This is a genomic window from Oceanisphaera sp., from assembly GCF_052084945.1.
Classification (GTDB): Bacteria; Pseudomonadota; Gammaproteobacteria; order Enterobacterales; family Aeromonadaceae; genus Oceanimonas.
In genome coordinates this window covers 1-8182 of record NZ_JBQDEX010000057.1, presented here as the reverse complement: position 1 = coordinate 8182, position 8182 = coordinate 1, and the positions used below count along the sequence as shown (strand labels likewise).

8 protein-coding genes are annotated in these 8182 nt (G+C 47.8%); 2 read left to right on the top strand and 6 right to left on the bottom strand.

The features are described 5' to 3' along the window. Nucleotides 1-22: 22 nt before the first annotated feature. The 6 genes from nlpI to queA form a co-directional block, all read right to left on the bottom strand. Nucleotides 23-886 carry a lipoprotein NlpI gene (nlpI, locus tag ACTHY5_RS06950; RefSeq protein WP_441878103.1) on the bottom strand — a complete coding sequence of 288 codons (864 nt, stop codon included), beginning with the start codon at nucleotides 884-886 and terminating at the stop codon, nucleotides 23-25. A 119-nt stretch (nucleotides 887-1005) separates the two neighbouring features. Beyond that, the gene (gene secF / locus ACTHY5_RS06945; RefSeq protein WP_441878101.1) at nucleotides 1006-1950 is read right to left on the bottom strand and encodes a protein translocase subunit SecF; all 945 of its coding nucleotides are present in this window, start codon (nucleotides 1948-1950) and stop codon (nucleotides 1006-1008) included. A 9-nt stretch (nucleotides 1951-1959) separates the two neighbouring features. Then, nucleotides 1960-3813 carry a protein translocase subunit SecD gene (secD, locus tag ACTHY5_RS06940; protein ID WP_441878099.1) on the bottom strand — a complete coding sequence of 618 codons (1854 nt, stop codon included), beginning with the start codon at nucleotides 3811-3813 and terminating at the stop codon, nucleotides 1960-1962. Nucleotides 3814-3834: 21 nt separating this feature from the next. Continuing rightward, on the bottom strand, nucleotides 3835-4161 hold the full coding sequence (gene yajC / locus ACTHY5_RS06935; protein ID WP_441878097.1) for a preprotein translocase subunit YajC: 327 nt from the start codon (nucleotides 4159-4161) through the stop codon (nucleotides 3835-3837). A 97-nt stretch (nucleotides 4162-4258) separates the two neighbouring features. Beyond that, nucleotides 4259-5407, bottom strand: a complete 1149-nt coding sequence (gene tgt / locus ACTHY5_RS06930) for a tRNA guanosine(34) transglycosylase Tgt (protein WP_441878095.1) — start codon at nucleotides 5405-5407, stop codon at nucleotides 4259-4261. A gap of 87 nt (nucleotides 5408-5494) precedes the next feature. Continuing rightward, entirely contained in the window at nucleotides 5495-6559 is a 1065-nt protein-coding gene (gene queA / locus ACTHY5_RS06925; RefSeq protein ID WP_441878093.1) for a tRNA preQ1(34) S-adenosylmethionine ribosyltransferase-isomerase QueA, read from the bottom strand. Nucleotides 6560-6777: 218 nt separating this feature from the next. On the opposite strand from queA, the gene ACTHY5_RS06920 reads away from it, so the two are divergent. Continuing rightward, nucleotides 6778-7287 carry a CBS domain-containing protein gene (locus ACTHY5_RS06920; protein WP_441878091.1) on the top strand — a complete coding sequence of 170 codons (510 nt, stop codon included), beginning with the start codon at nucleotides 6778-6780 and terminating at the stop codon, nucleotides 7285-7287. 9 nt (nucleotides 7288-7296) lie between these two features. Further along, nucleotides 7297-7896: an ACP phosphodiesterase gene (locus ACTHY5_RS06915; RefSeq protein WP_441878089.1), complete on the top strand. Its 600-nt coding sequence runs from the start codon at nucleotides 7297-7299 to the stop codon at nucleotides 7894-7896. The last annotated feature ends 286 nt before the right edge of the window (nucleotides 7897-8182 follow it).

Genomic DNA, 8182 nt, shown 5'->3' with positions numbered 1-8182 from the left:
GCTTGGCGCTTGGCGCTTGGCGCTAATGAGCTTGCTCCATTAAATCTAATTCAAGCAGTGAGTAGCGGTGTTCAACAAAGTCGTAGACGTTAGTGGACAGTGATAACTTAAAGTACACTTTCGCTTCCTCAATATTGCCCTCTTGCTGAGCTCGCTTACCTAAGTAGAAATAGGCTTCACATAAGCGCTCGGCTAATTGTCGATTATCTGTACTTTCTTCGGCAATACGGCTTAATAATTGCTCTTCCGTTTTATTACCTAAGTAAACCTGCACAATATCCCATGCCCATTCATCATTACCGTAATTTTGTTGAAACTGCTGCAACATCATAGCGGCTAACGAAGGGTCTAAACGCTCCAACGCCAGGTACCAGAGTAATAACCGGTAAGGATCGTTTGGCTGAGCATCTAAAAACACTTTTAAATCTTTTGCCGCTAATCGGGGACGGCCGCCGTAGTACAAAGCAATGCCGCGATTAAGGTTGGCATACTCATAATCAGGCGACAGCTCTAGGGCCGAATCAAAGGCTTCATAAGCTTCACTAAACTCCTGATTTTGTGTGAAATACACACCATTGAGATTATAAGCATCAGCAAAGTCAGGCTTTTCTCGTAAGGCACGATTAAAGTCTAACCGCGCCATGGCACGCAGGCCTACACGATCAAAAATAACACCGCGCTGAAAAAATAACTCAGCACGCTGCTCCGATGTTAACCCAGGGGAGCTTAACATTTGCCCGATACGGGCGATGCCCAGTTCGCTTTCGTAGGATACTTGCATAGGTACAGGCAACACCAAGGTAGCCGGAACGACTGAAGGTGAGCTGCAACCTATTAACAGGCAGCCAACAAATACTAAAGGGCCGAGAAATAATCTTTGGTTCAAGACGGCTCCGAACTTGTCTTATTATAAATTCATCTTATGCAGCTGCGCGTCATTTGTCATTAGGCAAATACATTATGATAAAAAAAGGGTCCCGTAGGACCCTTTAATTGACACGACGATTAAACTAATGGCTCTTGATCGGCGCCTTCTTTTTCTATTTGTGGCGGCAGCATGTGTTCGCGCTTTACCCCAAACATCATAGCCCAAGCACTGGCAATATAAATAGAAGAGTAGGTACCAAACGCAATACCCAACAGCAACGCGGTTGCAAAGCCGTGAATAAGCGCGCCCCCTTTCCAGAATAACGCAATCACCACCACTAAGGTGGTAATAGAGGTGATCAGGGTACGACTTAGGGTGTCGGTAATGGCTTCATCAAATACCTGTGCTGTGGTGGCTTCGCGAACACGGCGAAAGCTTTCGCGCACTCGGTCAAAGACCACTATGGTATCGTTAAGTGAATACCCCACCACTGTAAGTAGCGCCGCCACTATGGTTAGGTCCACTTCTATTTGGCTCCATGAGAATACCCCTAGGGTGATAATCACATCGTGTGCCAAAGAAATAACCGCCCCTGAGGCTAATCGCCATTCAAAGCGTACCCCAACATAAAGCATGATGCACAAGAGTGCGACTAAAATGGCTAGGCCACCTTGTTCGGCCAGCTCTTTACCAATAGCAGGCCCCACAAACTCCAGCCGCTTCATCACCACATTAGACTGTACTTGCTCCATGGCGGCTAATACCGCTTCGCCTTGTTGCTGTACGTCGACACCATCTTGCGGGGTTAAGCGTATTAACACATCGCGGCTGCTGCCAAAGTTTTGCACTGTGGCATTGCTTAAACCGGTTTGCTCTAAGCCAGTGCGAACGTCATCCAAGTTAACCGATTGCTCAAAGGCCACTTCCACCACAGTGCCGCCGGTGAAGTCTAGCCCCCAGTTCAAGCCTTTGGTAAACAAAGTGGCAAAGCACAACACGATAAGCACGGCCGAAAAGGCACTGGCCAATTTCGAGTAGTGCATAAAGCGAATCGGCGCTCGGGTTTTGAGGATCTCAAACATCTTTTTTCCTCATATCGATAGTTTGCTGAGACGCTTACCGCCCCAGAGCAAGTTAACCAGCGCTCGCGTTCCCACAATTGCGGTAAACATAGACGCCAAAATGCCGATAATCAGTGTCACGGCAAAGCCCTTAATGGGACCAGTACCAATGGCAAACAGAATAATGGCGGTGATCAGGGTGGTGATATTAGAGTCGGCAATGGTGCCTAAGGCTTTATCGTACCCAACATGAATAGCCTGCTGTATGCTGCGACCGTCGCGTATTTCTTCACGTATTCGCTCAAAAATAAGCACGTTGGCATCCACCGACATCCCTATGGTTAACACAATACCGGCAATACCGGGCAGTGTCATAGTGGCACCAGGTACCATAGACATCACGCCGATAATAATGACTAAGTTCGCCAACAAAGCCGCATTGGCTACCAAGCCAAACTTACGATAGTAAATCGCCATAAACACCACCACAGCTAACATGCCATAGAGCATGGCCATGATACCGTTTTCGATGTTTTGCTTACCCAAGCTTGGCCCTATGGTGCGCTCTTCAACTATTTGAATGGGGGCTATTAATGCGCCTGCGCGTAATAGCAAAGACAGGTTTTGCGCTTCTGCCATAGAGTCGATGCCAGTAATCCGAAAGCTTCTACCCAGTCGCGACTTAATAGTGGCCACGTTGATCACTTCTTGGTGCTTGTTGAATTGGCGTGAACCATCTTCATTCACCTTGTCGCCGGTTTTATACTCAGTAAACACAGTCGCCATGGGGCGGCCTACGTTATCCTTAGTAAAATCAGCCATGCGGCTGCCACCTGGCGCATCTAGGCTAATATTGACCTGCGGACGGCTAAACTCATCCATACTCGAGCTGGCATCAACAATATGCTCACCGGTTAAAATCACCCGCTTATGCAGCACTACTGGACGACCATTACGGTCTTGCAGTAATTCGCGGTTGGCTGACACCCGTCCTGCACTGGCAGCAGCACTGTCGGCCTTATCATCAACTAAACGAAACTCTAGTGTCGCGGTTGCGCCTAAGATTTCTTTAGCGCGGGCCGTGTCTTGAATACCGGGCAGCTGTACCACTATGCGCTCGGCACCTTGACGTTGCACCAGCGGCTCGGCTACCCCAAGTTCATTAACTCGGTTACGAATAATCGTAATATTTTGCTGAAGTGCGTATTCTTTGACTTCTTTAAGGCGCTGCTCACTCATCAGTGCGAACACCCCAAAGTTATCGCCGCTATCACGCTCAGAAAACACAAGATCAGGATAACGCCCTTGTAAAAAGCTCAGTGCTTTATCTCGCGTGTTAGCATCTCGAAATACCGCTAACGTGCCTTGGTCTTTGCTTAACACCCCAGAGTAGCGCAGACGCTGCTCACGTAAGTCGGTACGAAAATCTTGGATTCTTTGCTCTTGAACACGGCTAAGAGCTTCATCCATGTCCACTTCCATTAAGAAGTGCACACCGCCTCGCAAGTCAAGCCCCAGCTTAAGCGGGCCTGCGCCTAACGCTTCTAACCAATGAGGGGTGGCGGGTGCTAAGTTAAGGGCACTAATATAATTATCGCCTAGCTCTGCGGCGACTAGCTCTTTTCCTTTAAGCTGATCATCGGTATTACGAAAACGCACCAATAGCTGGTCGTCTTCTAGCGCGGCACTTTTAATCTCAATGCCCGCGGTTTGTAACGTCGCTTGTGCTTTGGCTAGTTCAGCGGCAGTGACTTGGCTGCCACGAGTACCTGACACCTGCAACGCAGGGTCTTCACCAAATAAATTGGGTGCTGCATATAGAAAACTGATGGTGATCACGGCGATCACCATCAAGTATTTCCACAGCGGATATCGGTTTAACACGCTGTGCTCCTTAGCAAGGAATTAAAGGGATTGGATAGAACCCTTAGGAAGGACAGCAGAAATAAAGTCCTTTTTAATGGTCACTTGGCTTTGCTCGCTTAAGCTCAGCAGCACGTAGTCGTTGTCTTCGGTAATTTTTGCAATTTTACCCACTAAGCCACCATTGGTGAGTACTTCATCACCCTTGCTTAGAGATGCCATTAGATTTTTATGTTCTTTCACTCGCTTTGACTGAGGGCGGAAAATCATAAAATAGAAGATCAAACCAAATACCGCCAACATGATGATCATTTCCATACCACCACCTGCAGCGCCGCCTTGTGCATAAGCATTAGAGATAAAGTTCATAAATTTTAGTTCCTTATTGATGATTAACGTATTGATACATTGTCATTAAAAACAAAAGACACAGCACGGCTCTGCCCTTTGCTCTGAATTGTTTCCCCTACGATTGCTCGTCAGCACTAGCCGACTGCCCTAGGGGCGGGACAGCTTTACCTTGACGCTGATAAAACTCAGCAACAAAGTCGTCTAATTTACCTTGCTCGATAGCATGACGTAAACCTTCCATTACGCGTTGATAGTGGCGTAGGTTATGAATGGTGTTTAAACGCGAGCCTAATATCTCATTACATTTATCTAAATGATGTAAATAAGAGCGAGAATAATTTTTACAGGTGTAGCAATCACACTCAGTATCTAGCGGGCCGGTATCGATTTTATGCTTAGCATTACGAATTTTAACCACACCGTCTGTGGTAAATAAATGGCCATTACGCGCGTTTCGGGTTGGCATCACACAATCAAACATATCAATGCCACGGCGCACGCCTTCTACTAAATCTTCAGGCTTACCCACGCCCATTAAGTAACGGGGTTTGTCGGCCGGAATTTGTGGGCAGATATGCTCCAGTATACGGTGCATTTCAGGCTTAGGCTCACCCACTGCCAAGCCCCCAACGGCATAACCGTCAAAGCCAATATCCAGCAGGCCGGTTAAAGAGACATCGCGCAAGTCTTCATGCATACCACCTTGAATAATACCAAACAGGGCATTTTTATTACCTTGTTTGTCAAAGTGATCGCGAGAGCGCTTTGCCCAGCGCAATGACATTTCCATGGATTTTTTCGCTTCCTCCCAAGTGGCAGGAAACGGCGTGCACTCATCCATGATCATCACCACATCTGAGCCCAAATCGTACTGAATCTCCATAGACACTTCCGGAGATAAGAAAATTTTATCGCCGTTGACGGGGTTTCTAAAGTACACCCCCTCTTCAGTAATTTGACGGATATCGCCTAAGCTAAATACCTGAAAACCACCGGAGTCGGTTAAAATGGGACCTTGCCAGTTCATAAAATCATGCAAGTCACCGTGTAGCTTCATCACCTCTTGCCCGGGGCGTACCCACAAATGAAAGGTGTTACCCAGCAGAATTTGGGCGCCGGTATCCGCCACTTCTTCTGGAGTCATGCCTTTTACCGTGCCATAGGTGCCAACCGGCATAAAGGCTGGGGTATCAACCACCCCACGGTCAAAAGTCAGGCGGCCACGACGGGCTAAGCCGTCGGTTGTGTGCAAATCAAACTTCATGTGTTACCTCTTACGGCCAGAGAAACAGTCTGACCTTTATTTTTGAGATTAGAGACTAGGAAGTTGGGAGTTGGAATTACTCAATCCCTATTCCCTGTTCCCCAATTCCTGTTGTCGAGTAAGAAACATAGCGTCGCCGTAGCTGAAAAAGCGGTATCGCTGTTCAATGGCTTGGCGATAGGCTTCTTTAATATGCTCAAAGCCACTAAATGCACTGACCAGCATGATCAAAGTAGACTCTGGCAAGTGGAAATTAGTGATCATGGCATCAACCAGCTGAAAACGGTATCCGGGATAGATAAAAATATCGGTATCCCCATAAAAGGGCGCCAGCACAGTGTTATTTTCTAGCGCCACTTTTGCCGCACTTTCTAATGAACGCACCGAGGTAGTACCGACGGCAATTACACGGCCACCACGGGCTTTCGTCGCTAGTACCTTTTCTACGACTTCAGCAGGCACTTCTATGTATTCAGAGTGCATTTGATGCTCAAGCACATTATCAACCCGCACCGGTTGAAAGGTGCCCGCCCCAACATGCAAAGTCACAAAGGCCAGCTCTGCTCCTTTAGCCACTAATGCATCCAGTAAGGGTTGATCAAAATGCAGCCCCGCAGTGGGGGCTGCCACCGCACCGGGCTTTTCATTATAAACCGTTTGATAGCGCTCTTTGTCCGCTTCTGTATCGGGGCGATCAATATAAGGCGGCAGCGGCATATGACCCACCGCCTCTAATATTTCTAATACGGTGCGCGTGTCATCATGAAATTCAATTTCAAATAAAGCGTCGTGGCGCGCCACCATAGTAGCACTGACATCTGGCTCAAGGATCAGGGCGCTACCCGGTTTAGGGGCTTTAGAGGCGCGAACATGGGCCAGCACCCGCTTGTCATCTAATACCCGTTCAACCAAGACTTCTAACTTGCCACCACTGGCCTTACGACCAAATATTCGGGCAGGAATGACCCGTGTATTATTAAAGACCAGCAAGTCTCCAGGGTTCACACGCTCTAATACGTGGTGAAAATAGCCGTGGCTAATCTCGCCACTATTCCCCTCTAGCTGTAACAAACGACTCGCGCCGCGCTCTGGCATAGGGTGGCGGGCAATGAGCTCGTCGGGGAGCTCAAAAGAAAATTTGCTAACCAGCATAGGCAACCTCTTGTAATAACGAGCGATAGTCTAGTGAGGGCGCCCCACTGGATCAAGGCAATTCGCTGTTATCGCATCATAATGCATATTATTGTGATATAGCGTAAGGTCAATGTAATAGGCACTTGATGACATCTCCCTTTATGGTGATCATCAGACAAGACGTTATCGTTCGACTATCTTGATATTAAAACAACATCAAAGAGAAGGAATACCTTATGCCAGCTATCGTCTCTGAAATTATGACCCGCGATGTAATTGGGCTGCCCCCAACCGCCACCTTAGGTGAAGCACGCACCTTGATGCAACGCCATCATATTCGCCATCTCCCCGTGCTATCAGAAGACACCTTAGTGGGGCTGGTGAGTCAGCGGGATATCTTAGCGGCTCAAGAGTCAAGTCTAGAACAAGATCATGATGGAGCATTTTTACAACAACATCAGTTGTCTCAAATGATGATACAAGACGTGACCACCGTCAGCCCTAGAGCAGGAGTGCGCGAGGCGGCACAGTATTTACAACAGCACAAATATGGCTGTTTGCCCGTCACTGACAAAGGTAAATTAGTGGGCATTGTCACCGACAGTGATTTTGTGACCGTGGCTATTCATCTGCTTGAGGTGCTGGACGCACAGTTGGCAGAGCAGCCTGATGATGAGCTAGACAAGGACGATCTGGATTTAGCCCTCACTCAAGACGATGATGATGATGCTTTGTCCGTACGGTAAGCCTGTACCATGAACTACCTAGCCCACCTGCATTTGGCCCAACTGAGCCAAACCAGCCTGCCAGGATCATTATTAGGCGAGTATGTAAAAGGTGATATCAGTAGCAGCACCTCGCTCCCTGCTGATTTAGAGTTAGGAGTTTGGCTACACAGACGTATTGACTCTTTTACCGATGCCCATCCTCAACATTTAGGAGCTGTACGAGCTTTACCCAGCCCCTATCGGCGTTTTGGCGGCATTATTATGGATATGATGTTTGACCACTTTTTGGCTAAGCATTGGGGTTGTTTTAGTGCCGAACCGCTCAGTGATTTTATTGACCAAGCGCATGCACTGCTTATTCCCGATAAGCATTGGCCCGCCGCCATGGAGACCTTAGTCTCGCGCATGCAGCAATATCAGTTATTGGCCAGCTATCAGTCATTAGAGGGTATTAGTGTGGCGCTGGCACGCATTGATCAGCGCTTTCGCCGCCCCACCCCGCTGCCGCACTGTGCGCCTATTCTACAAGCACATTACCCCCAAATGGAGCAGGCGTTTATGCGCTTTTATCCTGAGCTAATGGATTATGTATTAAGCTTGACAGAAAATAAGCGCCCAGAAAGCTGAAAGCTAACAACTAGAAGTCGGTAGACAAACCCATTGGCAACGGAACCCACAGAAAAATAGAGATAAGATCTGAAAAAATATTTTGATGGTAAGGGCTAAAGATAGCAGCAAGAGCCTAGCCTGATGCTCGACTTTTCTCTCAATAAAATCTCAGCTTACCGCCTTTGTAGTCGCTGCTTTAGCTGCTAAATTCGGCGCAGTCGAATAATGGGGAGAATATCTTAAACGGTGCAATGCGCTCGTAGAGGCCGCTTCAGCTGGCCGATTTTGCGTAGCAAAATTAAAA